22 protein-coding genes are annotated in these 25,739 nt (G+C 71.5%); 9 read left to right on the forward strand and 13 right to left on the reverse strand.

Features of this window, described 5'->3' with window-relative positions; genetic code table 11:
• Positions 1 to 10 precede the first annotated feature (10 nt).
• The 4 genes from LIV37_RS30145 to LIV37_RS30160 form a co-directional block, all read right to left on the reverse strand.
• Positions 11 to 340: a hypothetical protein gene (locus LIV37_RS30145; RefSeq protein WP_020870867.1), complete on the reverse strand. Its 330-nt coding sequence runs from the start codon at positions 338 to 340 to the stop codon at positions 11 to 13.
• Positions 341 to 1,251: 911 nt separating this feature from the next.
• Positions 1,252 to 1,794: a DUF4232 domain-containing protein gene (locus tag LIV37_RS30150; protein WP_020870868.1), complete on the reverse strand. Its 543-nt coding sequence runs from the start codon at positions 1,792 to 1,794 to the stop codon at positions 1,252 to 1,254.
• 117 nt (positions 1,795 to 1,911) lie between these two features.
• Positions 1,912 to 2,034 carry a DUF397 domain-containing protein gene (locus tag LIV37_RS30155; protein WP_243146139.1) on the reverse strand — a complete coding sequence of 41 codons (123 nt, stop codon included), beginning with the start codon at positions 2,032 to 2,034 and terminating at the stop codon, positions 1,912 to 1,914.
• On the reverse strand, positions 1,997 to 2,911 hold the full coding sequence (locus tag LIV37_RS30160) for a helix-turn-helix domain-containing protein (protein ID WP_020870869.1): 915 nt from the start codon (positions 2,909 to 2,911) through the stop codon (positions 1,997 to 1,999). Before LIV37_RS30160 ends, LIV37_RS30155 begins: the two co-directional genes overlap by 38 nt.
• A gap of 168 nt (positions 2,912 to 3,079) precedes the next feature.
• On the opposite strand from LIV37_RS30160, the gene LIV37_RS30165 reads away from it, so the two are divergent.
• On the forward strand, positions 3,080 to 3,535 hold the full coding sequence (locus LIV37_RS30165) for an ATP-binding protein (RefSeq protein WP_020870870.1): 456 nt from the start codon (positions 3,080 to 3,082) through the stop codon (positions 3,533 to 3,535).
• Positions 3,536 to 3,566: 31 nt separating this feature from the next.
• Here LIV37_RS30165 and LIV37_RS30170 read toward each other — a convergent pair whose 3' ends face one another.
• From LIV37_RS30170 to LIV37_RS30205, 8 genes are all read right to left on the reverse strand, one after another.
• Complete coding sequence (locus LIV37_RS30170) at positions 3,567 to 3,980, reverse strand: Dabb family protein (protein ID WP_020870871.1); 414 nt, start codon at positions 3,978 to 3,980, stop codon at positions 3,567 to 3,569.
• A gap of 36 nt (positions 3,981 to 4,016) precedes the next feature.
• Positions 4,017 to 4,628 (reverse strand): hypothetical protein, encoded by a 612-nt coding sequence (locus LIV37_RS30175; protein WP_020870872.1) that lies wholly within the window; start codon positions 4,626 to 4,628, stop codon positions 4,017 to 4,019.
• Positions 4,629 to 4,768: 140 nt separating this feature from the next.
• Positions 4,769 to 5,812: a medium chain dehydrogenase/reductase family protein gene (locus LIV37_RS30180; RefSeq protein ID WP_020870873.1), complete on the reverse strand. Its 1,044-nt coding sequence runs from the start codon at positions 5,810 to 5,812 to the stop codon at positions 4,769 to 4,771.
• 210 nt (positions 5,813 to 6,022) lie between these two features.
• Positions 6,023 to 6,682: a TetR/AcrR family transcriptional regulator gene (locus LIV37_RS30185; protein ID WP_020870874.1), complete on the reverse strand. Its 660-nt coding sequence runs from the start codon at positions 6,680 to 6,682 to the stop codon at positions 6,023 to 6,025.
• A gap of 98 nt (positions 6,683 to 6,780) precedes the next feature.
• Positions 6,781 to 7,662, reverse strand: coding sequence for a carbohydrate ABC transporter permease (locus LIV37_RS30190; protein ID WP_020870875.1), 882 nt, complete (start codon positions 7,660 to 7,662; stop codon positions 6,781 to 6,783).
• Positions 7,659 to 9,032, reverse strand: a complete 1,374-nt coding sequence (locus tag LIV37_RS30195; RefSeq protein ID WP_121824336.1) for a carbohydrate ABC transporter permease — start codon at positions 9,030 to 9,032, stop codon at positions 7,659 to 7,661. Before LIV37_RS30195 ends, LIV37_RS30190 begins: the two co-directional genes overlap by 4 nt.
• Before the next feature lie 24 nt (positions 9,033 to 9,056).
• Positions 9,057 to 10,415, reverse strand: a complete 1,359-nt coding sequence (locus LIV37_RS30200; RefSeq protein ID WP_121824335.1) for an ABC transporter substrate-binding protein — start codon at positions 10,413 to 10,415, stop codon at positions 9,057 to 9,059.
• A gap of 281 nt (positions 10,416 to 10,696) precedes the next feature.
• Positions 10,697 to 15,622 (reverse strand): FHA domain-containing protein, encoded by a 4,926-nt coding sequence (locus tag LIV37_RS30205; RefSeq protein ID WP_243146138.1) that lies wholly within the window; start codon positions 15,620 to 15,622, stop codon positions 10,697 to 10,699.
• A gap of 624 nt (positions 15,623 to 16,246) precedes the next feature.
• Here LIV37_RS30205 and LIV37_RS30210 point away from each other — a divergent pair.
• The 4 genes from LIV37_RS30210 to LIV37_RS30225 all read left to right on the forward strand — a co-directional run bounded on the left by LIV37_RS30210 (position 16,247) and on the right by LIV37_RS30225 (position 21,627).
• Complete coding sequence (locus LIV37_RS30210; RefSeq protein WP_020870879.1) at positions 16,247 to 17,977, forward strand: serine/threonine-protein kinase; 1,731 nt, start codon at positions 16,247 to 16,249, stop codon at positions 17,975 to 17,977.
• Positions 17,978 to 18,174: 197 nt separating this feature from the next.
• Positions 18,175 to 19,515, forward strand: a complete 1,341-nt coding sequence (locus LIV37_RS30215; RefSeq protein WP_020870880.1) for a serine/threonine-protein kinase — start codon at positions 18,175 to 18,177, stop codon at positions 19,513 to 19,515.
• A gap of 40 nt (positions 19,516 to 19,555) precedes the next feature.
• Positions 19,556 to 20,668 carry a peptide chain release factor 2 gene (gene prfB, locus LIV37_RS30220; RefSeq protein ID WP_020870881.1) on the forward strand — a complete coding sequence of 371 codons (1,113 nt, stop codon included), beginning with the start codon at positions 19,556 to 19,558 and terminating at the stop codon, positions 20,666 to 20,668.
• A 293-nt stretch (positions 20,669 to 20,961) separates the two neighbouring features.
• Complete coding sequence (locus tag LIV37_RS30225) at positions 20,962 to 21,627, forward strand: PT domain-containing protein (RefSeq protein WP_020870882.1); 666 nt, start codon at positions 20,962 to 20,964, stop codon at positions 21,625 to 21,627.
• 123 nt (positions 21,628 to 21,750) lie between these two features.
• On the opposite strand, the gene LIV37_RS30230 is transcribed toward LIV37_RS30225, so the two are convergent.
• Entirely contained in the window at positions 21,751 to 21,945 is a 195-nt protein-coding gene (locus tag LIV37_RS30230) for a hypothetical protein (RefSeq protein WP_020870883.1), read from the reverse strand.
• Between the two features lie 331 nt (positions 21,946 to 22,276).
• Between LIV37_RS30230 and ftsE the strand changes: the two genes are divergently transcribed.
• The 4 genes from ftsE to smpB all read left to right on the forward strand — a co-directional run bounded on the left by ftsE (position 22,277) and on the right by smpB (position 25,665).
• Positions 22,277 to 22,966 carry a cell division ATP-binding protein FtsE gene (gene ftsE / locus LIV37_RS30235; protein WP_069863504.1) on the forward strand — a complete coding sequence of 230 codons (690 nt, stop codon included), beginning with the start codon at positions 22,277 to 22,279 and terminating at the stop codon, positions 22,964 to 22,966.
• 9 nt (positions 22,967 to 22,975) lie between these two features.
• Positions 22,976 to 23,887, forward strand: a complete 912-nt coding sequence (gene ftsX / locus LIV37_RS30240) for a permease-like cell division protein FtsX (protein WP_020870885.1) — start codon at positions 22,976 to 22,978, stop codon at positions 23,885 to 23,887.
• Between the two features lie 68 nt (positions 23,888 to 23,955).
• Positions 23,956 to 25,167: a S41 family peptidase gene (locus tag LIV37_RS30245; RefSeq protein ID WP_121824334.1), complete on the forward strand. Its 1,212-nt coding sequence runs from the start codon at positions 23,956 to 23,958 to the stop codon at positions 25,165 to 25,167.
• 18 nt (positions 25,168 to 25,185) lie between these two features.
• Positions 25,186 to 25,665: an SsrA-binding protein SmpB gene (gene smpB, locus LIV37_RS30250; RefSeq protein WP_020870887.1), complete on the forward strand. Its 480-nt coding sequence runs from the start codon at positions 25,186 to 25,188 to the stop codon at positions 25,663 to 25,665.
• Positions 25,666 to 25,739 lie beyond the last annotated feature (74 nt).

The raw sequence follows: 25,739 nt of genomic DNA on the forward strand, positions 1-25,739 counted from the left end.
TGTCCAGCTTCTACGCGCCCGCCCCTCGGCGAACCGCCCAGGCCCGAGCGGCCCCGGCCATATCGTCGAGCCCAATCCAGCCCTCGTCCTCCGCGCGCCACAGCAAAGCCGGGGCGACCGGCTTCACCTCCGGGTTGACCAGTGCTTCGCGAACCAGGAAGTCCCGCCGCCCGCCCGGCCGGTTAGGCATTGCCTTGACGAAGAACGGACCTTTCTCGCAGCGGACCAGGGCGGTGAGGTCCACACTGAAACCGCAGGAGGCGAGCTCCACGTCGGTCACTAGCCCCGTGTAGGGCTGGAGAAAGCTCCAGAACTCCTCCGGGGGACGGCCGTTGCTCATTGATCCTCCGCTCAGCAGGCCGTCCGCAGATCCTCCCCGGAGGCGATGGCCGGGGGCTCTTCGTGTGTGGCTCGGCAGTCGCGGCAGTGTCCGCCGTTCGCGGAGCGGAAGGCGCGGTCGCAGCCTTTGCAGGTCCGCCAGGGGAGGGCGGGCGGTGGGCTGGGTGGGGTGGTGGCCGGGGCGGGGACGGGCAGCGGCGGCTCGCTGAGGCGGCAGCTTCCGGCTCGGGCGTCTGCGGTGGTGTACGCGCGGCGGGTGTCTCCCCAGGCGCCTTCGGTCGGGGCCTTCGGGGGCGCGGTGGGGCTGGTGTGCCACCGCCTGGTACGTCGTAGAAGTAGGTACGGGTGCGGATGGTGCCTGCGGGGCCGCGTTCGCGTCGCCGCTCCAGGTAGCCGGCGGACTCCAACTCCCTCAAGGCCCGCGAGATCGGGATCTCGCCCTCGGTGAAGTGCTCGCACAGTGCGGCGATGCTGACGGGTGTGCCGTCGGGGAGCGAGGAGATGTACGCCGCGACGCCGATCGTGACCGCGCTTCCGCGACGCTGTGCGAGAGCATTGGCGATCACGGTGAAGTCGGCGGTGAGGCGGGTACGGACGTGGATCACGCCGGAGGTCGGAGCTCCGGCGTCGGCGTGCATGGGCGCGTTAGACTGCGGGCCAGCCATCGGGAAGCTCATTTCTTCCTGATCGGTCAGGCCCTCGATCGGGATTGCCGTCCCGGCCGGGGGTCGTCGTCTGTTTGCGGTTGTGTTGCCGTGAACGTAACGACTGGCGTGCTTCGCCCGCAAGCCGGTCACTCGTACGGGTGAGCAGCAGGAAGGGTGGGTGGGCGGGAGTTCTTTACCCCAGTTATTTGGGGGAGTTCGCGGCCCGCCGGACCCCCGCGTACGAGGATCCGGCGGGCCAGCTTGGTTACAGCCCGACCGGGTTGAGGTAGGTGCCGGGGTGGGTGGCACCGTCCTGCTTGAGGATCTGGCCGCCGAACGGCCACTTCAGGGTGAAGTGCGCCGTCTCGTTCGGCGGGGTGACCAGGAACTTCGCCGGAACGAACTTCTCCTTCTGCGGCGTGGAATCGGCCACCGGGAGCAGGTTGATGCTGAAGTCCGTCGTGTCTCCCGGCTCCAGGGTCATCTTTTCGGGCTTCTCGGAGGAGCGCGCCAGCGACCAGGTGCCGTCGGTCTCCTGAGCGCCGATCATGTCCACACCGGCGAAGCCGGACAGGGTGCAGGTGCGCGTGCTCTTGTTGCTGAACCAGATGTGCGCCTGGGTTTGCTTCTCGGTCTGATCCATCTCCGGTCTCGCGTCTTCGCCCATGGCGAAGCCGGCCTTCAGGTCGGCGGTGTGGCAGCGGGTCGGCGCGGCCTTGGCGGTGGCGGCCGAGGCCGGGATGGCCGTGGCGGCAGTCCCCGCGACGACGAGGGCCGCAAGGGCCACGGCGGTCAGCTTGCTCTTCATGAAGTTTTGGGTCCCCTCGAATACGAATCGGCGCGCGAAGTCAGTGCGCGCCTACGCACCAGAAGATGTGCGACGTCCTGGGGAGGTTCCGTGCGCCCGAGAGCCTATTTCCGCCAGTCATGCTCCCAACTTCAGTTCATCGATGAAGGTGGCCCAGGAACCTGCCGGGAAGACCAGCGTGGGACCGTCGGGCCTCTTGCTGTCACGGACGGGGACGACGCCGGGTATGCCGTCGGCCACCTCTACGCAGTCGCCACCCTCCTGGTTGCTGTAGCTGCTCTTGCGCCAGGTGGCGCCGTTCAGATCGGGACGGGACACTCGCTCCACGGTGGTTGCCCTCCATCACGGATCGGATCATGTCAAGCGACATGAGCGGGGGCAGGGATGCTGCCCGCAGCCGATCGTAGGACAGTGCCAAGCGCCTGACGTCCATTGGTTCTTCGATGAGTTGGCCGTAGTGGGCGCCTTCGGTGTAGGCCACTTCCGTTTCGTCAGGGGACGTCAGCACGGTCAGGGACCCGCCCATCACGTCGTGTTCCGCTTGGTCGAAGGGCAGTACCTGCACGGTGATGTGGGGGTCCATGGCAGCGTCCAGCAGCCTGGCCAACTGTTCCCGCATGACGGCCCTGCCCCCGATCGGACGCCGCAATACCGCCTCGTCCAGGACGACCCACAGCTCAGGGCGGTCGGGTGAAGTGAGGCGTTGTTGTCGTCTGAGCCTGGCGTCCACCCGGTCTTCCAACTGCTCGTCGCTGGTGAGAGACAGACCAACGCGCAGGACAGCCCGTGCGTAGCCCTCGGTCTGCAATAGACCAGGCACCACATGCGCCGCGTACTGCCTGATGGACACCGCCCGCTCCGAGTGGGCCATGAACGCCCGCGACCAGTCCGGGAACGCCTCCCGGTAGACATACGGCCACATGTCCACCAGCAGGCTGTCCGCCTCGAGGACGGTGTCGAGGGTCCGCGCCAGCTCGAACGTCGGTTTCGCCCCGGATGCCCGCTCGATCTGGGTGATCCGGGTGCTGACCACATGCGTGCGCGCGCCTAACTCGGCCTGGGTCAGACCGGCGGCCGTACGCAGTCTGCGGACCCGGGATCCGAACAGCGCCGCCATTGATGCGCGGGGATCAACTTCTTTGGCCAAAACATCACTTCCGTTCCTTACGACCTGAAAGGTAAGGCGTCATGACCTTTCGAGCGTAGACCCGAGCCACGATCCTTGGCCACGGAACGTCACGATGTGCACACAGTGCGAATCGTACGGAAGATCGATCGGACGGAAATGGACAACACCGTGCTGAAGACGACCACGGCGCCGGACCCCGAGCCCGAACTCCGGGAGCTCACCCAGCAGTTCCCCGCCACGCCGCGCGGAGCGCGCCTTGCCAGGCGGCTCGCCGTGCGGCGTATGGAGGAGTGGGGTTATCCGCCCGCGTCGGATGTGTCCTGCACGGTGGCCCTGCTGGTGGCGGAGCTGGCCTCGAACGCCGTACGGCACGGCCGGGTGCCCGGGCGGGACTTCCGTCTCCGCCTTGCCTGCACGCCCTCGTCGCGGACGATCCGTGTCGAGGTCTCGGACGCCCGTGAGGACCGCCTCCCGGCCATTCCGCCGACGCTGACGGCCGATGACGAGTCGGGTCGTGGCCTGCTCCTGGTGGATCTGCTGGCCACCCGCTGGGGGACGACGCCTCGTATCCCCGTCGGTAAGACCGTGTGGGCGGAGTGTGGTGCGCCGTGATCCGGCAACAGGCAGGGTGCTCGGCCGTGGGTCAACTCTTGTGCGCAAGGGCGCTGCTGCCGGTATGGGAGTCGAGGCCGGACAACAGCTCGGCGAGCCCGGGGTCGGCTTCGTAGTGCCGCTTCTGCAACCCCGCGATCCTGGCGCCCAGTTCCGGGTGGGGGGTGTCGGAGATGTCGAAGCTCTCGAACCTTGCGATCAGAGGGAAGGCGACCCGTTCCGATGTCACGTGCACCGGGTGGCTGAGGTACTCCCAGTACGCATCCAGGTCTTCCAGGGCGAACACCGCGCTCCAGTCGAAGTCGCTGTTGTATTCGCGGCCGAAGATGAACGACTTCACCGCGGGGATGGCCCGGCCCTGGTCCTTGAGGCAGTCAAGCGCCTCGTCGATCTGCTGGGAGGTGATGCCTTGCCTGAGCTTCATGCGGATGCCGTGGTAGATCACTGGGTTCTCCTTGCGGTGGTGGGTGAAAGTGGGGGGTCAGCGGACGGCGAGGCGGCGGCGTTCGAGGACGGTGGCGACGGCGTAGGCGCCGCCGCCCGCGATGGCGAGGACCCAGTAGAGGCCGGGGGTGCCGAGGAAGAGCGCGGCGGTGGAGGTCAGCGCGAGCCAGACGCCGAGGCCGTAGTGCAGGACGTTGCGGCGTGCGGCGCCTTCGCTGACGTAGAGCAAGCCGACAATGAGGCCGGATCCGGTGGGCCAGAGCATGTCCTGTAGGTCGGGCATCTCGACGGCGGATGCCAGACCGGTGATGGTGAGGAACAGGGCGGCGAAGGCGATGAGCCAGGAGGCGCCGAGCAGTTTGCCGGACAGGAGGTCCGGCCCCGTGGCGCCGCGCTGGGCGCGCAGGGCGGCGCGGGTGGCTACAACGGTGCCGGCCGCGAGTCCGGCGCCGAGGAGTGTCATGGGCAGCCAGGAGGGCAGATCGAGCAGCGGGCCGGTGCCCTTGGAGAGTGCGGCGGAGCCGTGCCCGAACACGTAGGCGAGTCCGAAGCTGATGTAGGTCGCGCGGTTGTCGACGTCGCCCGGTGAGCGCATCGCGGAGGCGGCGTTGGGGGCGGTGACCTGGGGGACGGCGGTGGCGAGGGGCATGACGGAACCTCCGGGGTGGTGGGGTGAGTGGTGGGGGTGAACTGACGGGACGGGCGGACCGGCAGAGGTGGCCGAGAGTCGGCATGTGTATGTGCGTGGTCCGGGAAGCTGCCCGGGTGCCGGGCTGAGAACGTGCCGGGTCAGGCCCCGGGGACGAGGACGACCTTGCCGATGACGGTGCGGGACTCGGCGAGCGCCAGCGCCGAGGCGGCGTCGGACAGCGGGATCTCGGCGGCGATCCGCGGGGTGAGGACGCCGTCGGCCACCAGGCGCAGCACCTCGGTGAGGTCCTCGGTCAGCCGGCGCCGCCATTCCGTCCGGCAGCGCCGGCCCGCCCAGAAGTTGTAGAAGTGCGCGCTCCTGCCGTTGGGCAGCGAGTTCCACGCCGCGAGCTGTCCGAACAGCTTCAGCACCGGCAGTTGGGAGCTGCCCTCTTCGTCCTTCGTCGCCGCGGTGCCGTACGAGACCAGGGTTCCGCCCCGGCGCAGCAGCCGCCACGATTCCACCACTCCGGGGCCGCCGACGTGGTCGAAGACCGCGTCGACGCCGTCCGGCGCGATCTTCCGGATCTGGTCGTACATGTCCGGGGCGCGGTAGTCGACCGGGATCGCGCCCAGTTCGCGCACGCTCGCGTGGTGCCGCGCCGAGGCCGTGCCGATCACCGTGATCCCGGCGTGCCGGGCCAGCTGCACGAGGATGGAGCCGACGCCGCCGTTGGCGCCCAGCACCACGACGGTCCCGCCGGCGCGCACCTTGGCCGTCCGGTGCAGCATCTGCCAGGCGGTGATCCCGTTGACGAGCACGGTCTCCGCGGTGGCCGCGTCGATGCCGTCCGGCACCGGCATCAGCTCCGCGGCGTCGATCAGCAGATGACTGGCCCATGCGCCGACCTTGGTGACCGCGGCGAACCGTCGTCCGGTCAGCCCGGCGTCCACGCCGGGCCCCGTCGCGGTGACGGTGCCCACCACGTCGTACCCGGGCACGAAGGGGAACGGTGGCTGGTTGTAGTACTTGCCGCGGCGCATCTGCTGCTCGGCGAAGCAGACTCCGGTCGCGTCCATCCGCAGGAGGACCTGGCCCGTGTCCGGAGCGGGAAGGTCGCGGGTCCGGACCTCCAGGCCGCTGGGCTCGACCGCGCCGGGCAGGACGATCTCGGTGGCGCGGGTGGCGACCGGCGTGCTCATGGGGGCTCCTTGAGGCTTCGACTGTGCGTTTACGACCGTAAGGCTACGGATGTAAGTCGAGTGCGGCAAGGGGCTACGACCGTAAACTTCGCGCTGTAAGGTTACGGAAGGAAGGGGTTGCGGCACGCCGTGCGGGACGGGGGCGCTTCACGCTTCGTGGCGGCGCGTCCGTCGTTTCTGGTGGGTGTGTGGGGTGCTTGGAGGCGGTGATCAGGCGTCTTTGAGGCAGGTGATCCTGGTGACGATGGAGTCGGCGATGCTCTCCTCGGACCAGGGGAAGGCGCGGATGACGGCGCGCTGGTGCGCGAGCCCGTGCAGGCTGAGCCACAGTGTGATCGCGTCGAGCGGCGGGTCGCTGATGGCGCACTGGCCCGCGGCGGCGCAGTCCGTGAGGACGTCGACGAGTACCTGTATGGCCGTCGAGCCGAGGGCGACGAGGTCCTCCTCCGTCAGGGAGTTGTCGCCCAGGGTTGGCATCCAGAGGCCGCCGAACATCGTGCGGTAGCGCTCGGGGTGACTCTTCGCGAAGGCGAGGTAGGACCGGCAGATGGCATACAGCCGGTCTCGTGGGTTGTCGCCCGCCTCCTGTGCGACGGAGCGCAGGAGGGTTTCCAGTTCGGCGAATTCCCGCTGTACGACGGCCAGCATGATGGCCGGCTGGTCGGGGAAGTGCGGGTAGATCGACGGGGCGGCGATGCCCACTTTGCGGGCGACCGACCGCAGGGTGATGGCGTGTTCGTCGCCGGTCTCGTCGAGCAGTGCCGCGGCGGCGGAGATGATGTCCTCGCGCAGGCGGCTGCCCTCGCCGCGACGGTTGCGCGTGCGTGCCCGTTTCGGTGCGGCCGGGCCTGCCGCGCTGCTCTTCTCCACTCCGTAAGCTTACACCCCGAAGTTTATTGGCGTGAGCCTCTGTCGAGACGGGCGGCCCGGCACCCACTGGGTGCCGGGCCGCCCGTCGTTCGGGGGCGCTACTTCACCGCGCCCGCCATCACGCCCGCCACGAACTGGCGCTGGAAGGCGAAGAAGACCGCCAGTGGGATCAGCATCGAGACGAAGGCGCCGGGGCCGAGGATGTCGATGTTGTTGCCGAACTGGCGGACCTGCTGCTGGAGGGCGACCGTGATCGGTGGGTTGCCGCTGTCGGCGAAGATCAGGGCGACCAGCATGTCGTTCCAGACCCAGAGGAACTGGAAGATGCCCAGCGAGGCGATGGCCGGGCCGCCCAGGGGCATGACGACGCGCAGGAAGAGCCGCAGTTCGCCCGCGCCGTCCAGGCGGGCGGCCTCCAGGAGTTCGCGGGGGATCTCCGCGAAGAAGTTGCGGAGAAGGAAGATCGCGAAGGGGAGGCCGAAGGCGGTGTGGAAGAGGACCACACCGGTGGTGGTCTGGAAGATGCCGATCTCGCCGAAGAGCTTGGCCACCGGGATCAGCGCCACCTGGATCGGGACCACCAGCAGGCCGACCACGATGAGGAACCACACGTCGCGGCCGGGAAAGTCCATCCAGGCGAAGGCGTAACCGGCCAGGGCGCCGATCACCACGACGAGCAGGGTCGCCGGGACGGTGATGGCGAGCGTGGTCCACAGCGAATCGGTGATCTGCTGATTGCCCAGCAGATGGTCATAGCCGCTGAAGGTGAGCTGTCCGGGGTCGGTGAAGACCTTCCACCAGCCGGAGAGGTCCACCTCCGACGGGTCTCGCAGGGAGGACAGCAGCAGTCCGGCGGTCGGCATCAGCCACAGCAGGCCGACGAGGATGAGGACGACCCGCAGGGCCCCGCCGCCGGCGCGGGCGGCGATCCGCGCGACCGGGGACTGCTTCGCCTGTACGACCGTGTCCGCGCTGGTCATCGGCGGCTCTCCCTTCGGATCCGGCGGATGTTGATGAACATGACGGGCAGCACGAGCAACAGCAGCAGTACCGCGATCGCGCTGCCGAGGCCCTGGTTGACGTCGGTGCCGAAGGACGACTGGAAGAGCTGGAGAGCGAGGACGTTGGCGTCGTCCTGGGAGGGGCCGGGCGCGATGATGTAGACGAGGTCGAAGATCTTCATCACGTTGATCATCAGCGTGACGACGACGACCGAGAGCACCGGCGCCAGCATCGGCACCGTGATCCGCCGGAAGACCTGCCACTCATTGGCGCCGTCCATCCGCGCGGCCTCCATCAGCTCGCGCGGCACCCCGGCGAGCCCCGCCGCGATCAGCACCATGGCGAAACCGGCCCAGATCCAGACGTACGCGCCGATGATGGCCGGGGTGACGAGGGACGGGCCGAGCCAGTCCACACCGTTGTACGGCTCGGAGAAGTTCCAGGAGGGCAGCCGCAGCTGGGCGCCCTCGGCCTTGGCGGGGAGGGTGTACGTGCCGTCCGCCGCCGTCGTGGTCTTGGCGACCACCTTGCCGTTCTTGACCGCCTCCACCTTGAGGTCGGCCATCGCCTTCTCGCCCTTGTCGATGGTGCCCCGCTCGCCACCGCCGCCCCGGGTGAAGTCGAACCAGACGGTGCCGGTGACCTTCCCGGGCTCGGCCTTGGCGGCCTTGGCGTCCTGCGCCCCGCTGATGTCCCCGCGCTTGGCCGCGACCAGCGGCAGCGCGGCGGGGGTGCCCGCGCGCACGGCGTCCTTGGTGGTGAACGAGCCGTTCGGCGCCTCGGTCAGTCCGGCGGTGGGACGCGGATGGGCGCCGGGGAACGGCGGCGACTCGCTGACGGAGTCATGCACGCTCACCCACATGGCGTTGGCCACGCCCTTGTCCGGGTCCTGCTCGTAGACCAGCCGGAAGATGATGCCCGCCGCCAGCATCGAGATCGCCATCGGCATGAAGACGACCAGCTTGAAGGCGGTGGCCCAGCGGATCCGCTCAGTGAGCACGGCGAAGATCAGGCCCAGTGCGGTGGAGACGGTCGGGGCCAGGATCAGCCAGATGACGTTGTTCTTGATGGCCGTCTTGGTGGCGTCGTCGGAGAACATCTCCTGGTAGTTGTCCAGGCCGACGAAGCCATTGCCCGAGGCGTCGAAGAAGCTCCGGTAGACGGAGTAGGCGATCGGATAGACGACGAGCGCCCCGAGCAGCACCAGGGCGGGCAGCAGGAATACCGCCGCCAGCCAGGGCCGGGTGCCCATGAGGCTCTTCCGCTTGCTTGCGCTCGGCCGGTTGGCCGGTGGGGAGGACGATGCCCGGCCAGGTGTGGCCGCGCCGTCCGCTGTCGCGGTCGACATGATGTGGTTCTCCCGGTCGAGTCGTCAGTTCTTGTACGCCTTGGCGGCATCCCGCTCCAGCTGGCGCTGGATGCCTTCGACATTCCTCGGGTTCTTGAGAAAGTCCTGGAGCGCTTTCCACTCGCCCTGCGCCGGCTTGCCGCCGAAGGAGGCGGGAGCCTGGTCGGACATGTCGAACCGGAAGTCATTGCCCGCCGCGATCAGCGCCTGTGCGATCTTGCGCATGGAGGCATTGGGATAGGCGCTGAACTTGACGTTCTTGTTCGCCGAGATGAAACCGCCGGACTGGGCCCAGATGGTCCCGGCGTCCGGTGAGGCGAGGAAGGTGAGCAGCGCCTGCGCCGCCTTGCTGTTCTTCAGCGCCACGCCGACGTCGCCGCCGGTCACCACCGGCGCGTCGTCGCCCACCGCCGGGAACGGGAACACCTTCGCGTCCTGGTCCAGCTCCGCGCCCGCGTCGGCGACGTTGGCGGCGACGAAGTCGGCCTCGAAGACCATGCCCGCGTCCGGCTCGGCCTTGTTGCCGAACGCCTTGGTGACGGAGTCCGGGAACGCGGTCTGGAGCGCGCCGCCCCGGCCGCCCGCGACCAGGCCCTTGGTGCCCCAGAGCTCGGCGAGCGTCTCGAGCGCCTTCCGCACCGACGGATCGGTCCACTTGATCTTGTGCTGGGCGAGCTGGTCGTACTTCTCCGGGCCCGCCTGGGAGAGGTAGACGTTCTCGAACCAGTCGGTGAGCGTCCAGCCGTCCTGGCCGCCGATCGCGACCGCGTCGGTGCCGGAGTCGGAGATCAGCTGGGCCTGCTCCAGGAATTCCCGCCAGGTCTTGGGCACCTTGGCGCCCGCGTAGTCGAACGCGGAGGTGTTGTACCAGAGCAGGGATTTGTTGCTGGCCTTGAAATACACCCCGTAGGGCTTGCCCTGGTACGAGCCGAGGTCCTGCCAGCCCTTGGCGAAGTTCTTGGTCAACTCGGCCTTGGCGGCGGCGTCGAGCGGTTTGGCCCAGCCCTTCTGGGCGAATTCCCGCATGACGCCGACCTGTCCGACCATCGCGACATCCGGTGGCGCGCCACCCGCGATCTTCGAGCCGACGAAGCCCGCCATGTCGTCACCGCTCGGTACGAAGGAGACCTTGGCGCCGGTGCGCTTCTCGAACTCCTTGAGCACCTTGGTGAAGTTCTCCTGCTCGGTGCCCGTCCAGACCGCCGTGACCTGGAGTTTCTGCCCCTTCAGATTCGGCAGTTTCACGGTGTTGGGCGGCGGGCCGCCGCTGACCGTGTCTCCGTCGTCGCCGCCGCAGCCCGCGGCGGTGAGCATGAGTGCTCCCGCCGCCAGCAGGGCCACTGCGGCTCGTGTCGAACGCTTCGCAGGAAGCGATACGTGCATCCCCGTGTTCCCTCCGATGCCGGCCGCCCCCGCGCGGCCGTTTCCCGTGCTGAGTAGTCCTACGCCCGGTCACCGAACGTGGCAATACTGCGTCCGGCGTTCACTCACGGATCGTGACCGGGCCGTGATGAAGGGTCGGCCGTGAAACGGGGCACGTGGGACAGACGGGCGGATGGCCGGAACGGATCGGAAACTCGGCCAGGGGTGATGGGAACGGTCGGGAACGGGCGCGAAACGGGCCTGAAACGGGCGGGAATCAGACAGGTGTCGGGCGGGGCCGGTCAGATCAGTGCGGGTGCGGTGGGGGCGTCCGCCGACTGCGCGGCGCGCTGCAGCGCACTGGCCAGAAGTGCCAGGTCGGTGGGGCCGTTCCCGAGCTCGCGCAGCGGCCGGCGGGCGGGCGGATCGCCCATCCGCCGCCACTCCAGCGGTACGACGGTGGGCCGCTGGGTCGCGGTGCGCGGTATCCGTCCGGTCACCCGGCCCGCCTGGAACGGCGTTCCGACGGCGTCGTCCGGGCGGAACAGTCGCCCACGGCCCGGCGCCGGGTCGCCGCCCGGGGCGGCTGCGGCGGCGGGGGTGGATGTGACCGAGCGTGTCGGTGCGGCGAGGGATGTATCGGGCCTTTCGGGCTCGCCGGGGTGGGTGGGGTGTGCGGCGTGGGCGGGGCCGGCTGGGTGCGCGGACGCCGCGGTGTTCAACGGGCGCGCGTCCAGGGCGATCCGCAGCGCGGCCCGCTCGACGGCCGCCGTGTCCGCCGTACGGTCCGGACGGCCGGACGCCACGACCAGATGCACCCCGAGACGGGCGCCGTCACGGGCGATCGCCTCCAGGGCGCGGACGACCGAACCGGACGCCGGGCGGCCGGGGCTGCCGAGGGCCGGGGCCACCAGCGCGTCGAAGTCGTCGACGATCACGACGAGACGGGGGAGGAGCGAGTGCGGACGGGCGGGCGCCGCGCTCGCGGCGCGCTGGGCGCGCAGATTGAGCGTGTGGAGGGTGTCGCTCGGGGGAGGGTCGATATCGCCGGGCGGGCGAGGCGCGACGACGCGGGGCGCACCGGCCGTGCGGGCGGCACGGGCGGCACCGGGCGTGTCGGCTGGTCCGGGTGTACCGGGTGTACCGGGTGAACTCGCGCCGGGTGTGCCAAGTGCACCGGCTGCACGGGGCACACCGGCCCCGCCCGGCGTCCCGGGCGAACTGGCGCCGGGTGTACCGGATGTACGGCGTGTGCCGGGCCCACCGGCCGTACTCGGCGCGCCAGGGCCGGACGTCCCCGTGTTGCCGCCCATGGCGCTGCCCTGGCCGGTGGCGCGGTCGCCGTCGCCGCCGCTCTCGCCCTCGCCGGGGTGGTGGGGCCGGGCGTGCCAATCCGTGAAGTCCTGCCGGCCCAGCAGTTCGGCGCGGCGCTTGAGCTCCGAGCTGAGGGCCTGCGCGAACTCCCGCATGCGTACCGGGTCGGTGGCCGACAGATGCGTCGAGACATGCGGCAGATCCGTGCACACCCGCAGGCCCTCGCCCGCTCCCGCTCCCGCTCCGGCCGCGGACCCCGCTCCGGCCCCAGCTCCATCGACCAGGATGAGCTCGAGCCGGTCCGGACGTTCGGCGGCCGCGAGCGAGGCGGCGAACGAGCGCAGCAGCTCCGTCTTTCCGGTGCCCGCCGCGCCGTCGATCAGCGCGTGCGGACCCTCCTCGGCGGCCAGATCGACCGCGAGCGGGCCGCGTGGACCGGCGCCGAGGACGGCCAGCGCCCGGCCGCCCGCCGGAACCTCGTCCGCCGCGGCCGCCCAACGGGCCAGCAGGGACGCGGGCGTGGCCCGCGCGAGCCCCAACTCGTCCAGCAGCCGCGCCGAGTCCGGCAGCGGGACGGTCGGCGGGCCGTCGGAGCCGCCGAACGCGCCGTCCTGCGCGGAGGAGGCGGGACGCAGGGGCGCGAGCGCCCGCGCGAACCGCTCGGCCCACGCCGCCGACACCGCGTCCACGGTGACGGTCGTGGTCGCGCCGGTCGCGCCGGTCGCGCCCGTGATCCCGCTGACCCCACTCGTGCCGGGCGCGGTCCCGTCCCCGTGGACGATCTGGAGCCCCGTGGCCACATCGCCGCTCAGCACGGCCGCCACCCCGCACGCCGCGAAAGCGGCGGACGTGGAGCGCGCGGCCTCATAGCTCATGGGCAGCGGGGAGGTGGGCGACGCGGCGGGCGCCTCGGCCAGACAGAGCAGATGGATTCCGGCCGCGGGACCGCTCACCGCCAGCCGGGCGAGCGTGTCGTGCAGCACGCCCGGACCGGGGGCGCCGTCCACGACCACCACGGCGTACGGCCCGAAGTGGCGTGCGGCCACAGCCTGCGCGGTGGCCGGGGAGGCGCTCGCCCAGCCCGGGCCCAGCGGCCCGTCCTCCAGCCGCCGGGTCAGCTCCTCCGTACGGGCCGCGGCCTGCTCCACGTCGTACGCGAGCAGCAGCCGGCAGTCCTGCCCGCGCAACGGCTGGACCTGCGGCAGCCAGCCGAGCCACGACCACTCCGCGAGCCGCTCCTCGCCGCTGATCAGCACGATCTCCAGCGCGGCCGGTGAATGCAGGGCCGCCAGCTGAGCCACGACGGACCGGGCGAGCCCCGCAACCCGCGCCCGCGGGCCCGCGAGCCCCAGCGAACCGCACTGCCGCAGATCGACGGTCACGGGCGCGGCGGGCAGCAACCCGCCGTCGGCCGTGAGCTGGTCGGCCGAGCCGAGCCGTACGGTGAGCGCGTCCGGATGCCCAGGGGCGCGCTCCCAGAGGCGCGAGCCCGGCCCCAGCGCCGTCATCAGCATGGTGGCCGGATCCGGCCACCGCCGCTGCAACGCCTCCGCTTCCGCGGCCGCCCGCGCCGCCGCGCCCTGGTCCTCCCGCACCCCACCCCGCTCGGCCGCCTTCCCCCCGGCCAACTGCCGTACCCAGGCCCCTATCCCCCGCCGCCGGGCCTGCGCCCCAGGTGCGTCCAGCGCATAGCCCGAGCCGTGCGTACGCTCCCCGGCGCCCCGCCGTCCGGGGGCGCCGCCGGACCCCGCACCGGCGGCCTGCGGCCGCCCGCCGTGCGGGTCGAAGTCGGCGGGAGCTCCGCCATGGCCCGCGCGGCCGGGGTCGGCCGAGCCGCCCGGCTGACCGCCGGGGTAGGGGGCGCGCTGTTCGGGAGCGGCGGACCGGCCGCCGTACTGCGACCCGTCGTAGCCCGCGTCGGCGGAGGTCCCCTGCGGGCCCTCCTGGCCGCGTCCCCGGCCGTACGGCCGACCGCCGCGCTGGGCGTCGCCGTACCCCGCGCCCGGACCGGGCCGCCGCCCGGAGCCGTCGTCGCCTTCGCGATACCGGCCGCGGCCTGCGGCCGCGCCGCCGTACTGCGAGCCGCCGGGGCCCGCGTCGGCGGGCTGGTCGCCAGTGGACGACCGGGCCCGCTGCGGGCCCTGGCCGCGTCCGTCCGTGTCGCCGCGGCCTCGTCCGTACGGCCGACCGCCGTGCGGGGCGTCGCCGTACCCCGCCTCGGCCCCGTCCGGCCGACCACGGCCTGCGGCCGCGCCGTCGTAAGGGGCGCCACCGGGACCCGCCGGGTCGCCAGTGGTTCCACGGGGTGTGGACCGGTGGTCCTGGGCGGCGTCCGGGTGGCGGCTGCCGGTCGGCCGTGGGCCGTGGCCCGGCCGCGCGCCGCCGCCCGCGCCGGGTCGGCCCTGGTCGGCTCGCGAGAGCTGCCCCGCTGGGCCCTGACCGGCGGCTCCGGCCCCCGGGGTGCGCTCACTGCGCCGGGTGCGGGCGGTGGCCGGTTCGTCGTACGGCTGGTCGCCGGGGGCCGAGGGGGCCTGCGGGCCCCGGCCGCGCCCTGCAGCGTCGCCGCGCGCCCCGGGCGCCGCACCCGCACCGGGCCTCCACTCGTCGTCGTTCCGGTGGCCGTAGGAGCTTGCCCCGCCGGGGGTCGCGGTGCCCGTGTCGGCACGTGGCCCGGTGCCCGTACTGCCATACGCCCCGGGGGCCGCGCCCGCGTCGGGCCCCCAGCCGTCGTCGTTCCGGTAGCCGTAGGAGCCTGCCCTGCCCGGGGCCCCGGCGCCCGCGTCGCCGCGGGAGCCTGCCCCGCCGGGGGTCCCGTTGCCCGCGTCGGGCTCCCACTCGTCGTCGCTCCGGTAGCCGTAGGAGGCCGCTCCGCCGCGCGCCCCGGCGCCCGTGTCGCCACGTGGCCCGGCTCCCGCGTCGCCGCGCGGTCCGGGGGCCGCGCCCGCGCCGGGGTCCCAGCCGTCGTCGCTTCCGTGGGCGCCGGCCCGGTCGTGGGCTGGGTGAGACTCGTCACCAGGCTGGCCCACCCTCGTCCAGCCCGTGCCGGGGTGGCGGGTGGGAGGGGCCCAGGGGCCCTGGGCGGTGTGGGTGGGGGCGGTGGGCTGGGGCGCGCCGGTCCAGGGGGCCTTGGTGTGGGTGGGGTGGTCCCCGGCGGGGGTGACGCGGAGGTGGCCCTCGCCGTCCGCCCGGACGGCGAGGCGGGTGGGGGCCGAGGGCATCGCCGGTGCCGTGGAGGGGACGCGCAGCCGTAGGGCGGACTCGCCGATCCGCAGCAGCACCCCCGGTTCCAGGGGCACCGGCTGGGGGCCCACGGGGACGCCGTCGGCGGCGGTGCCGTTGGTCGAGCCGAGGTCGGCGATGGTCACGCGGCCGTCCTCGGCGACCGTGACCGCGCAGTGCAGCCGGGAGACGTCGGGGTCGTCCAGGGGGACGTCCGCGTCGGCGGAGCGGCCGATGCGGACCTGGCCGCCGTGCAGCAGATGGACGCCGCCCGCGTCGGGTCCCGCGACCACGTCCAGGTGGACCGTGGCGTCGGCGACGGCGGTCTCGGGCAGGCCGGGGTAGCCGGGGTAGTGGTCGGAGTCGGGGTCGGCGGGGCCGTGCAGGGAGAGCACCGCGCCGTCCACCAGCGGTGGTTCGCCGAGCGCGCAGCGCTGCGGGTCCAGCCGCTCGCCTCCCGCGTACAGCACCACCGCGCCGCCGCTCCCGCCGGCGCCCCCCGCCTCGTACCCGGCCGCGGCGACCGCGTCGGCCAGCCCGCCGGCCACCGCGGCGAGCGCGGTGCCGACGGGCGCGGTGACCAGGACGTCCACCGCGCCCACGAGGGCGTGCGGCCCGGACGCGGGCGCAGGATGGTGGCCGGAACGGCCCGGGTGGGCGCTGCGCGGCCCGAGGACGGTCAGCCGAATCTGCATCGCCGTCAACGGTCCCTTCTGTCCGGGGGGCCGGGCAGGGGTGCCGACCCCCACCACCGCCCCCAGGCCCTTCGGCACGTACAGGTCCGTACGGGGTCGTACGGCTCACGGAGCGTGAGCCTCCCGGCGCTCGGCGCTTCCGTGCTGCCTGCATCTTCGCACCTGCCACCGACACTTCGCCCGCCGCCCGGCGCTACATGATCTTGATTGGTCGGCTAGTCGGCCGAAACTGGCTGATTGCGACCGGAACGGCTGCCCTTGGGCCGCCCTTGAGGTGACGGAAGCCGCCCTTCCGCGCCCGACCGCGCCCGTTTGAGCGTCGATTGAGCGGTCAACGAGCGAGCCGGACCACTGTTGGCAACCACTGGCAACCATCCGTCCGGATCACACGTCTTCCCCCGCGCCGGACCCGTTCCGGAGCCCGTTGCGGGCCCCGTTCCGGAGCCCGTGCCGGACCCCGTGCCTGACCCTGGTGTGGTGATCGGATAGGGCGCACCGTGCGTCGCCATTACAGTGGGGCGGACGAGCACGACAAGACGAGCACCAGAGCAGACCCACCCAGCAGATCACCCAGCAGACCATCGCAGTCCACCGATGTAAGACCACGATCAGGGAGCGCATGACGTGCGGCCGGTAGGCAGCAAATACCTGCTCGAGGAGCCGCTCGGGCGCGGAGCCACGGGCACCGTCTGGCGAGCCAGCCAGCGGGAGACGGCGGGGGCCGAGGCGGCCGTTGCCGGGCAGCCCGGCGAGACCGTCGCGATCAAGGTCCTCAAGGAGGAGCTCGCGAACGACGCGGATATCGTCATGCGCTTTCTCCGCGAGCGCTCGGTGCTGCTCAGGCTCACCCACCCCAATATCGTCCGCACCCGCGACCTGGTGGTCGAGGGTGATCTGCTGGCCCTGGTCATGGATCTGATCGACGGCCCGGACCTGCACAACTACCTGCGCAGCAACGGCCCGTTCACCCCCGTGGCCGCCTCCCTCCTCACCGCCCAGATCGCCGACGCGCTCGCCGCCAGCCACGCCGACGGCGTGGTGCACCGGGACCTGAAGCCCGCCAACGTGCTGCTCGCGGGCACCGGCGAGGGCCAGGAGATGCACCCGATGCTGACCGACTTCGGCATCGCGCGCCTCGCCGACTCGCCCGGCCTCACCCGCACCCAGGAGTTCGTCGGCACCCCCGCCTATGTGGCGCCGGAGTCCGCCGAGGGACGTCCGCAGACCTCCGCGGTGGACATCTACGGCGCGGGCATCATGCTCTACGAGCTGGTCACCGGCCGTCCGCCGTTCGCCGGCAACACCGCCCTCGAGGTGCTCCACCGCCACCTCAGCGAGGAGCCGCGCCGCCCCTCGACCGTGCCCGAGCCGCTGTGGACCGTCATAGAGCGCTGTCTGCGCAAGCGGCCCGAGGAGCGCCCGAGCGCCGAGAGCCTGGGCCGGGCGCTGCGCGTGGTCGCCGCCGGTGTCGGCGTGCACGCCTCGGCCGCGCAGGCCGAGGCGGCGCTCGGCGTGGCCGCGCTGCTCGCCCCGGACCCGGCGCCCGCCCCGGTCCCGGACACCGCGCCCGCGGGCTCGGCCGACCCGACCCAGGCGCTCCCCACGAACGCCCCGGGCGGCACCCCCTCGTACGACCCCGCCGCGCCCACCAATGTGATGCCCACCACAGGGGCGAACGCCGGGGCCAACGCCGACCCCACCCAGGTGCTGCCGAGCGGCTCCGGACCGGCCGGGGGCGCCGATCCGACGCGCGCCATGCCGCCCGTACCGCCAGGTGGGCCCGGCCAGGACGATCCGCACCCCTGGCAGAACCAATTGCGCGCGGCCCGCGACCGCAATGAGCAGACCCAGGTCCAGTACCTCGACCCGAACGAGGACCCGCTGCGCCGCCGCCCCCATCGCCCCGCGCCGCCGCAGCAGCAGTACCAGCAGCAGCAATACCAGCAGCCGCAGCAGTACCAGCAGCCGCAGCAGCCGCCCCAACGCCGGCGGGGCCGCCAGCAGCCGCCGCCGTACGCCCAGCAGCCGCAGCAGTACGCCCCGGCGCCGCACCACCCCCAGCAGCCCCAGCCGCAGCGCTACGCCCCGCCGCCGCAGCAGCCGGAGCCGCGCCGCGAGCCCCGGCAGCGGAGCTCCAACCCCAACCGGATGAAGATCCCGGGCCTGGGGTGCCTCAAGGGCTGTCTGTTCGTGATCGTGGTCCTGATCATTGGCTCCTGGCTGGTCTGGGAACTGAGCCCGCTCAAGGACTGGATCGCCGACGGCAAGGGCTACTGGGACGCGGTCTCGGGCTGGGCCAAGGACATCGGCAATTGGATCGAGGATCTCGGCGGCCCCAGCGGCCCCGGCAGCTGATCCGCCCTCGGGGCCCAGTAGCTGATCCAGCCTCATATTTCCGCCTCCGTACCTCCCACTCCGGTGATTTGTCGACATCCGAAGGGTGTTTTCCGCCGCAGAAGTGACAGTTGGCGTTGTCTGGTGCACCCAACGCGCCAGTAGCCGCGTAGCTTTGTCGCCAACGTGCCCCCCTTGTCGGAGGATTCGGAGCAGTCTTGTCACGGAAGATCGGCAGTCGGTACACCGCGCATCAGCTCCTGGGGCGCGGCAGCGCCGGCGCGGTGTGGCTGGGCGACGGGCCCGAGGGACCCGTCGCCATCAAGCTCCTGCGTGAGGACCTCTCCTCCGACCAGGAGCTCGTGGAGCGCTTCGTCCAGGAGCGCACCGCACTGCTCGGCCTCGACCACCCCCGGGTGGTCGGGGTGCGCGACCTGGTGGTCGACGGCAATGACCTCGCGCTGGTCATGGACCTGATCCGCGGTACGGATCTGCGCACCCGCCTCGACCGCGAGCGCCGGCTCGCTCCCGAGGCCGCCGTCGCGATCGCGGCCGACGTCGCCGACGCGCTGGCCGCCGCGCACGCCGCTGGGGTCGTCCACCGCGACGTCAAGCCGGAGAACGTGCTGCTGGACATGCGGGGCCCGCTCGGCCCCGGCGGTGCGCACCCCGCCCTGCTCACCGACTTCGGCATCGCCCGGCTGGTCGACGAGCCGACCCCGATCCGCGCCCAGCCCGCCCGCGACCGGGCCTCCTCCCAGGGCCGCTCGCCGAACCCGCGCAGCGTGATCGGCACCCCGGACTATCTCGCCCCCGAGATCGTCGAGGGGCTGCCGCCCCGGGCCAGCGTGGACGTCTACGCCCTGGCGACGGTCCTGTACGAGATGCTGGCGGGCTTCACGCCCTTCGGCGGCGGTCATCCGGGCGCGATCCTGCGCCGCCATGTGACCGAGACCGTGGCGCCGCTGCCCGGGATCCCCGACGAGTTGTGGCAGCTGCTCCTCCAGTGCCTGGCCAAGGCGCCCGCCTCCCGGCTGCGCGCCTCCGAGCTGGCCGCCCGGCTGCGCGAGCTGCTGCCCGGTCTGGCCGGATATCCGCCGCTGGACATCGACGAGCCCGATGAGCAGCAGGAGGGCGGCGAGCGGGAGGGCGCGGAGGCCGAGACTCCGCACCGCGGCGTCTCCGTCCCCGCCGCCGGGCCCGCGCCGCATACGCCCCCGCGGCGGCGGGGCGCGGTGCCGCTGGTCCCGGGCGCGGTGCCGGACTCCAGCCGGGAGACCCACACCAGCATGCGGGTGCCCAGCGCGGACGAACTCGCGGGCGGCGCCCACGGCACCGCGCGCGCCCCCCGGGTGCACGGCCAGCGCCGTGCGGGCTCGGCCCGCAACCCCGCGGTCGCGGGCGCGCTGCGCCGCCGCCGGCTGAAGGTGGCCGCGGTCACCCTGGCCGCGCTGGTCGCGGTGGCGCTCGGCGGATGGCTGGCGGCGGGCGGCGACGACGGCGGCGATCCGCCCAAGGGCGGCGAGCACTCGTCCTCCCAGGACCCCGGTACGCCATGACCGGGGACGGCCAGTCTTCCGTAGCGGTTACGCTGGTCCCGTGGCAGTCGTCGATGTATCCGAAGAGCTGAAGTCCCTCTCCTCGACCATGGGGTCGATCGAGGCCGTCCTGGACCTCGACAAGATGAGGGCCGACATCGCCGTGCTCGAGGAGCAGGCGGCGGCCCCGTCCCTGTGGGACGACCCGGAGAACGCGCAGAAGGTCACCAGCAAGCTCTCCTATCTCCAGGGGCACCTGCGCCGGGCCGAGGAGCTGCGCGGCCGGATCGACGACCTCGAAGTGCTGTTCGAGCTGGCCGCCGACGAGGGCGACGAGGATGCCCGCGTCGAGGCCGAGGCCGAGCTGGAGGCCGTCCGCAAGGCGGTCGACGAGATGGAGGTGCGCACCCTCCTGTCCGGCGAGTACGACTCCCGTGAGGCGGTCGTGAACATCCGCGCCGAGGCGGGCGGGGTGGACGCCGCCGACTTCGCCGAGCAGCTCCAGCGGATGTATCTGCGCTGGGCCGAGCGCCACGGCTACAAGACCGAGATCTATGAGACGTCGTACGCGGAGGAGGCGGGCATCAAGTCGACCACCTTCGCCGTGCAGATCCCGTACGCCTACGGGACGCTCTCGGTCGAGCAGGGCACCCACCGCCTGGTGCGGATCTCGCCGTTCGACAACCAGGGCCGCCGCCAGACCTCCTTCGCGGGCGTCGAGGTGCTGCCGGTCGTCGAGCAGACCGACCACATCGAGATCGACGAGTCCGAGCTGCGCGTGGATGTCTACCGTTCCTCCGGCCCCGGCGGCCAGGGCGTCAACACCACCGACTCCGCGGTGCGGTTGACCCACATCCCCACCGGCATCGTCGTCTCGTGTCAGAACGAGCGCTCGCAGATCCAGAACAAGGCCACCGCGATGAACGTCCTCCAGGCCAAGCTGCTCGAGCGGCGCCGCCAGGAGGAGCAGGCCAAGATGGACGCGCTCAAGGGCGACGGCGGCAATTCCTGGGGCAACCAGATGCGTTCGTACGTCCTGCACCCGTACCAGATGGTCAAGGACCTGCGCACCGAATTCGAGGTCGGCAATCCGCAGGCCGTGCTCGACGGTGAGCTGGACGGCTTCCTCGAAGCGGGGATCCGCTGGCGCAAGCAGCAGGAGCAGGGGAAGTAACCTTCCCGCTCGTCGTCCCAACCGGCCGTATGTGCCGCGTTTTTGGTCACAGTCCTGTACCCATGCATCCGGCAAGCACTTCCATAGCGGACATCTCGCGTGCAATGGCCTTGACGGTGGTTTGAAAACTGGGAAGGCTGACGCGCGGCATGCGTATGACTGGGGCGCGTGTTGCACGGGGGCCGGCGGACCGCCTCAGAGGGATAGCGGCCCGCGGACACTGAGAACCCCGAGCCGTTGCCCCGTGCATAGCTGCTCCATTGACGAGTACAGCTACTGGGGGTAGCAGGCAGATGACGAAGAAGACGCGGCTGCGCGTGGCGCGAATAGCGGCCGGCGCGGTGATCGCCGCCGGCGCGTCGCTCACCGCCGCCGGCGCCGCATCGGCCGTTGGTGTTGATGTCGGTATCGGTGGCGTGAACGTCTCCGCGAACGCGGACGAGAAGGGTCTGGACGTCGGCGTCGGCATCGGCAACGGCAAGGACGACCCGACCGACGAGCCGACGCCGCCCGACGACCCGACCTCGATCCCGACTGAGCCGACTCAGCCGCCGACCGAGGACCCGACTCAGCCGCCGACGGACGAGCCCACTCAGCCGCCCACGGACGAGCCGACCCAGCCGCCGACGGATGAGCCCACTCAGCCGCCGACCGGCGAGCCGACCGACGAGCCCACCGACGGCCCGACCGCCCAGCCGAGCACGCCCGGCCAGGGTGGCGGCGGCGGTGGCGACGACAGCACCTGCACGGTGGACCTCGACAGCACCAACTGCGACGACAACACCGGAACCGACAATGTCGGCTCCAAGCCGGTGGAGCAGGGCAAGGCCAAGGAGCAGCTGGCCGAGACCGGTGCCTCCGAGACCACGTTCCTGCTGGTCGGCGCCGCGACGATGATCGCCGGCGGTATCGGCTTCCGCTTTGTGCCGCGTCTGGTGAACCGCAACAACGTGGCCTGATCGCGCGCTCTACGCACGGTGAGGGGCCCGGAGCGCTGCAGCGCTCCGGGCCCCTTGTGCGTTTATCGGGCCCCCGGTGCGTTCAGGGGCGCCATATCCGGCGTATCGCCTCGTAACGCTCCGTTACGCCGTCGCCATCTCATGCGCGAGCACGGCCACCGCGATGAGCGCCACCAGCAGCGCTATCAGTGCGGCCGGGGTCAGCCCGCCGAACATGCCCTCCTGCTGGAGGCGCTCCCTGCTGGCCCGGCAGACCGGGCAGCGGCCCTCGCTGACGGGGCTCGCGCAGTTGGCGCAGACGAGCCTGTCGTACGTCATGCGCTTTCTCCTCCCGCGCGGCGGTGCCGCAGTAGACACGGGGCCAACGCTCAGGGAAATGGGTTGGTTCCCCTTCCACTGTGCCAGCTTCCGTCCGGTTCGGCGCGCCCCGCACGATTCCGTGCCGCATCCGTACCGGTTTCGTGGCCGTTTCGGCCGCCCCGCGACAGGTGGCTTGTCAACCGTTTGACCCCAATAGTGCAGTGAAGAAACCCACCCACGCCGGACGGCGGACTGCGCGCCCATGCGCGCTTCGCGTATGGTCACGCTCACCGACGGGAGCCGCTTCGGCTGCGACCCGTACCGCTACCCAGGTCACCGTGGTGCTCCAGTGATCCGATTCGACAACGTATCCAAGACCTACCCCAAGCAGAACCGTCCCGCACTTCGGGATGTCTCGCTCGAGATCGAGAAGGGCGAGTTCGTCTTCCTGGTGGGCTCCTCGGGGTCGGGAAAGTCCACATTCCTCCGCTTGCTGCTCCGCGAGGAGCGCGCCAGCCATGGCGCGGTCCATGTGCTCGGCAAGGATCTCGCGCGGCTGTCCAACTGGAAGGTGCCGCAGATGCGCCGCCAGTTGGGGACCGTCTTCCAGGATTTCCGGCTGCTCCCCAACAAGACGGTCGGGGAGAATGTCGCCTTCGCGCTCGAGGTGATCGGCAAGCCGCGCGGCGCCATTCGGAAAACCGTTCCCGAGGTGCTCGATCTCGTGGGTCTTGGCGGTAAAGACGACCGTATGCCCGGCGAGCTCTCCGGTGGTGAACAGCAGCGGGTGGCCATCGCCCGCGCGTTCGTCAACCGTCCGATGCTGCTGATCGCCGACGAGCCGACGGGAAACCTGGACCCCCAGACCTCCGTCGGCATCATGAAGCTGCTGGACCGGATCAACCGGACCGGCACCACGGTCGTCATGGCCACGCACGACCAGCAGATCGTGGACCAGATGCGCAAGCGCGTGATCGAACTTGAGAAGGGCCGCCTCGTCCGCGACCAGTCCCGCGGCGTCTACGGCTACCAGCACTGAAAGGACGCCATGCGCGCCCAGTTCGTCCTGTCGGAGATCGGCGTCGGTCTCCGCCGCAATCTCACGATGACCTTCGCGGTCATCGTCTCCGTGGCCCTCTCGCTCGCCCTGTTCGGCGGGTCCCTGCTCATGCGCGAGCAGGTGAGCACGATGAAGGGCTACTGGTACGACAAGGTCAACGTCTCGATCTTCCTCTGCAACAAGAACGACAAGGAGACCTCGGCCAACTGCGCCAAGGGTGCGGTCACCGAGGCGCAGAAGCAGGAGATCGAGTCCGAGCTCAAGCAGATGAACATCGTCGAGTCGGTGCACTTCGAGACCAGTGAGGAGGCGTACAAGCACTACAAGGAGCAGTTCGGCGACTCCCCGCTGGCCGACTCCCTGACCCCGGACCAGATGCAGGAGTCCTTCCGCATCAAGCTGAAGGACCCCGAGCGCTATGACGTCATCTCCACGGCCTTCGCCGCGCGGCCCGGAGTGCAGGAGGTCCAGGACCAAAAGGCCCTGGTCGACGACTTGTTCAATCTGCTCAACGGCATGAACTTCGCGGCGCTCGGCGTGATGACGCTGATGCTGATCGTCGCACTGATGCTGATCGTCAACACGGTGCGGGTGTCGGCCTTCAGCCGCCGCCGGGAGACCGGGATCATGCGGCTGGTCGGCGCGTCCAGCTTCTATATCCAGATGCCGTTCATCATGGAGGCCGCCATCGCGGGGCTGCTGGGCGCGGGCTTCGCCTGTGTACTGCTGGTGAGCGGGCAGTACTTCCTGGTCAACAACTGGCTGGTGGACAAGATCGATGTGATCAACTTCATCGGCTGGGACGCGGTGCTGGCGAAGCTGCCACTGGTGCTCGCGATTGGCCTGCTCATGCCCGCTCTCGCGGCGTTCTTCGCGCTCCGCAAGTACCTCAAGGTGTGACATTCGCCTAGGGCGCCGTACCGGATAACCCCCGGTATGGCGCCTGTTGGTGCCCTACACTCACCGGCATGTCGGGCCCGTGTTTGTTCGTCCATCCCCGCCGCATTCGCCGCGGGGCCGCCCTGACATTGGTCTTCGCCGGCGTGCTCGCCACCGGGGCGGCCGTCGGTTCCTGGGGCGCCGAGCCCGGATCGCGCCGGGACCCCCAAGCCGCCCGGATACCGGCCCGCGCGTACGTCGGCGCGGTCGAGAGCGACCAGGTCAAGGCCGCCGCGGCCCAGGCCCAGGAGGACGGGAAGTCCGGTTCCAAGGCCGCCCGCGAGGTGGTGAGCCGCAGCGGAGACCGGTGGGGCGCGGTCTACAGCGCCCGTGAGTACGAGGGCTACCGCCAGACCCTCGACGGCGCCTACGTCGGCGTCGGGATCTCCGCCCGCCGGGACGCCCAGGGGCGGATCGCGGTCGAGCGCGTCGAGCCCGGCAGCCCCGCCCAGAAGGCCGGGGTCCGGGCCGGTGACCGGCTGCGCACGGTCAATCACAGAGCCGTGACCGGGCGGCCCGTCACCGAGGTCGTCGCCCTGCTGCGCGGCCCCGCCGACGGCTCCCCGGGCACCCGGGTGGAGCTCGGGCTGCGGCGCGACGGCCACGAATGGACGCAAGAGCTCCGCCGGGCCCGGCTGACCACGGACCCGGTGACCGTCGACCGGCTCAGCGGCTACGACGACCACAGACCCGGCGCCGTCCGGATCAAGGTCGACTCGTTCACCAAGGGCACCGGGGACCGGATCCGGCGCGCGGTGCGCTCCATCCCCCGGGGCGACGGCGTCCTGCTCGACCTGCGGGGCAACTCCGGCGGGCTGGTCTCCGAGGCCGTCACCGCCGCCTCCTCCTTCCTCGACGGTGGCCTGGTCGCCACCTATGACGTCCGCGGTGAACAGCGAGTTCTCGACGCGCGGCCGGGTGGCGACACCGACAGCCCGCTGGTGGTGCTGGTCGACGGCGGCACCATGAGCGCCGCCGAACTCCTCACCGGCGCCCTCCAGGACCGCGGCCGCGCCGTCGTCGTGGGCTCCCGGACCTTCGGCAAGGGCTCGGTCCAGATGCCGAGCGAACTCCCCGACGGCTCGGTCGCCGAGCTCACCGTCGGCCACTACCGGACCCCCGCCGGGCGTAAGGTCGACGGCGAGGGCATCGCCCCGGACCTGACCGTCAAGGGCGACGACGGCCCCTCCGCGGAAGCCCGGGCGCGCACGGTATTGAGTGGCCTCGGGGGCGGGTCCTAGTGCGAGAATGGCCTGACCATGGCTAAAGAGACGGGTCGCAAGCTGATCGCGCAGAACAAGAAGGCGCGGCACGACTATCACATCCTGGACACCTACGAGTGCGGTCTGGTGCTGACCGGGACCGAGGTGAAGTCGCTTCGCCAGGGGCGCGCCTCGCTCGCGGACGGCTTCGCCCAGCTCGACGGCGGCGAGGCATGGCTGCACAACGTGCACATCCCCGAGTACAGCCAGGGCACCTGGACCAACCACTCGGCGCGCCGCCGGCGCAAGCTGCTGCTGCACCGGGCGGAGATCGACAAGCTGACCGGCAAGACCCAGGAGACCGGCCACACCCTGGTGCCGCTGGCCCTGTACTTCAAGGACGGCCGGGCCAAGGTCGAGGTCGCGCTGGCCAAGGGCAAGAAGGAGTACGACAAGCGCCAGACCCTCCGCGAGAAGCAGGACCGCCGCGAGACCGATCGGGCGATCTCGGCGGCCCGCCGCCGCGAGCGCGCCTGACCAGCCGGAAGGCGTGCCCCGGGCGGCGCTCCGGGCGGCGGGAATGATGTGGCCTTGTCGCGCGTTGTTCACCT

This window comes from Streptomyces rapamycinicus NRRL 5491, from assembly GCF_024298965.1.
Lineage (GTDB): Bacteria > Actinomycetota > Actinomycetes > Streptomycetales > Streptomycetaceae > Streptomyces > Streptomyces rapamycinicus.